The organism is Nostoc sp. MG11 (genome assembly GCF_014904695.1).
In the GTDB taxonomy this organism is placed as follows: Bacteria; Cyanobacteriota; Cyanobacteriia; order Cyanobacteriales; family Nostocaceae; genus Komarekiella.
On sequence record NZ_JACXXN010000146.1, the window covers coordinates 1 to 2,841 of the forward strand.

Here is a 2,841-nt window from a genome sequence, read left to right on the forward strand (position 1 = left end):
GATTGACTTTTTTGCACAAGCACTGCTGGCTAATTCTAATAATTATCTGTCTCGCCCATCTCTGCTTCCTAAATATTAGACCTGAATCCTTACATTTACCCACCCAAATAATCAGTGAAATAATCACTTCAATCGCAAACAAAGTAACTAAGGCAAGCGCCAAATTACCGTAGTCGAGCTTTCCCCATTGACCTGTTGCCAACACAAAAAAGAAGTCCGAGAACTTTCCACTTTCCACAGGTGAATAAACCGTGATGCAAATCAGAAAGTCTATTGTGTAAGTGAATATCTTCAAAATCTCCAGGTTACTCACAACGCTTGTTGGCAGATGATTGTAGGTGCGTTTGAGCATTCTTAGTGTTGGATCGTCGGTATCCTTGAGGGCATACTTAGCGCGGCTGTCAGCTGAAGAAATCATGTTTTCCATGAATTTTTCGTGATTATAAAGTACCAAAGGCAGTACTTCAATTATCTGAATTACGCCCCAGAGAATTGCACCCAGTATCCAAGTAATACCTTTGGCAATCAAGGCTGCAATCCCATTGATAATTGGAATAGCACTAACTATGTACAAAAAAGCGCTATTGAGTGTTTTGCTACTTAAAAATGCAACCGCTCTTTCATAGGGCTGAATGTTGAGATAAGCAAACCAAATAGCAGAAACAACCAGTCCCCAATAAAGAATTCGTAACCAGACATTCGGTTTTGAGTTGTTTGGAGTTCCAGGCTTGTTACCTTTCCACGGAATATTCACTTGTTACCCCCTTGATCAATCGGCTGACTATACGTACCCCCACGAAATCTTTTAAGCCGCGACGCCACTAAATCCCGGTTGCCAGTGAAAGCTAGCGCTCCCACTCTCCCATGCTGATCAATTACCCCTGTTGAGCCATTGGCATCACAGACTACAGACCCTTTGGGTAATGGGTCTAATGTAATGCGATCTTTGATCACCTTTCCCTGCACGATTGTTACGTACTTATGAGGGTAAACCGTGGCCACAATCGGTAAGCAGCCAGATTTATATCTGGCATCGGCAATTGTGGCTTGTTCTTGCTCAAAAGCAAGTTGCTGCTGGAGCATCGTTTGCTGAAAAGAGTTTTGAGCAATAGATTGCTTAATGTCGCCAATTACTTGCATATTACGGGCAATATCTGGGGAGGAATATGCTAACGAGACAAGCGTTAGCCCAGCAAAAACAATTGTGGTCTTATGCTTACGCCATAGCCTAGCTGTTAGCATTTTCTACCTCCAGCAAAAATGCATCGACATCAAATACCTGACAATTATTCTGGGGCCCAATACTTGCAATATCACAAGCAAGTGCTTTGACATCAGATTTTACTTGCGATGCTCCGGCTTTCACCTCTTGTAAGAAAGCCTCTATATCAATGTCTGTAGTTGTTGTTAGCCCATAACCAGCTAACAACTTATCAATGCGAGTATCATCGCCTGCAAGCGTACGCAGATAGTTGGCGCTTTCTAGTGATTCTTGGTGCAAACACTCAGCAATCTCTTGGTTGCCAGCAGATAAAACCCGTTCTATAACTTTGGCACGAATCTGGAGTAACGAATTAGCTTCACTAATTGCTCCTTGTGTGACTGTGCGAATCATCGCTGCCATCATCTGTTGGTTGATTCGTGATGAATAAGAAGCGGCTAACTGTGTCGCCTCCTGAATTACCAGTGCTGGTGAGTGTTCAGATGCAGGCAGCTTATTTTGACTATCAATCGCTGCTCCAATCGCTTCAAAAATACGGTCGAGTTCTTCTGTGATATCAAAACTGAATTCATCACCAAGAGGATCAACATCTGCTCCATTGTCTTTCATGATTTGCAAGGCTTCAAATACTTGCTCGCTCGTATAGCGATCGCTGAAGTATTCAATTAGTTGCTCTTTAGTAAACATTACTGGTTTTCCTTCCACTGTTCAAAATCTTTTCGGCGTAAATGCATAAAATTCCTTTTGAGGAATTCTTTGACTTGAGCATTATTTTTAATGCCTTTTTCTACTTGTCCACCTTTGAGAAAATAAATAATTGCTGATAGAAACCTTTGGTACGCATCTAGGTAGTTACTTCGCGCTCCTCGGTGCTTTTCATAGTAACTATGCTTTAATGGTAGGATTTCATTGATAATTTGTTCTTCCCATCTCCAAAGAGTTGTGCGATGAAATCCTAAAAATTTCGCCCATTCTTCTCTTGATAGCAAATTATCCAAAAATGCATCGCGGATCTGAAAATCTTGCTTCATGTAGATCAAAATTTGGGGCGGATCAGTCCGCGACATTGTTGCACCTACCTTCTGCAACATTTCTAGAAATTAGTGCAACATTAGTGCATTCACTTTCCAGTCCATCACTAAAAACCAAAAAAACTACTGTTTTTTGCATGTTTGAGGCATTATTTTTGTTGTTCATGAGGATAAGCATTATCAAATGTTGCAGTACTTGCTGCAAAACGTTGCAAGAGTTAGTGCAACATTTTGCCTAATTTTGGGGTTTTGATACCTGCAACATAAATGAGCAATGTTGCAACGTTGCAGGCGTCCAAATAGTTAATGTTAGGAGAAAAAAGTTAAAAAGAACAGATTATTACTTGCGTTTGTCAGAATCCCACTCTCCATACCAATATGCTGTATGAAGCATATTGTAAGTATCAGGGTCAACTTTATTAGCTAGTTTTTTGTAATCCAGTCCATTTTCCAACGCGTCTTTTAGCTGGTTTGAAATAGGAATACCTTCACCTGGAACGCTGTCTATCTCCCTAGCAATTAAATCTTGGTATCTACTTTGTGCTTGTTGAGGCGATAATTTACCGTTTTTAAAATCTTTTTGCAGTG

The 2,841-nt window shown here is 40.7% G+C and carries 5 protein-coding genes; all 5 read right to left on the reverse strand.

The genetic code is table 11. The features are described 5' to 3' along the window. Positions 1-754, reverse strand: a 754-nt coding sequence (locus tag HCR01_RS37545; protein ID WP_193200954.1) for a hypothetical protein, incomplete at its 3' end; no start/stop codon positions are given. After that, entirely contained in the window at positions 751-1,242 is a 492-nt protein-coding gene (locus tag HCR01_RS37550) for a hypothetical protein (protein WP_193200955.1), read from the reverse strand. The genes HCR01_RS37545 and HCR01_RS37550, both read right to left, overlap by 4 nt. After that, complete coding sequence (locus HCR01_RS37555) at positions 1,229-1,909, reverse strand: hypothetical protein (RefSeq protein WP_193200956.1); 681 nt, start codon at positions 1,907-1,909, stop codon at positions 1,229-1,231. Before HCR01_RS37555 ends, HCR01_RS37550 begins: the two co-directional genes overlap by 14 nt. Next, entirely contained in the window at positions 1,909-2,313 is a 405-nt protein-coding gene (locus HCR01_RS37560; RefSeq protein WP_226890081.1) for a hypothetical protein, read from the reverse strand. Before HCR01_RS37560 ends, HCR01_RS37555 begins: the two co-directional genes overlap by 1 nt. Positions 2,314-2,593: 280 nt before the next feature. Continuing rightward, positions 2,594-2,841 (reverse strand): hypothetical protein (locus HCR01_RS37565; protein ID WP_193200958.1); only part of this gene is annotated, 248 nt, incomplete at its 5' end.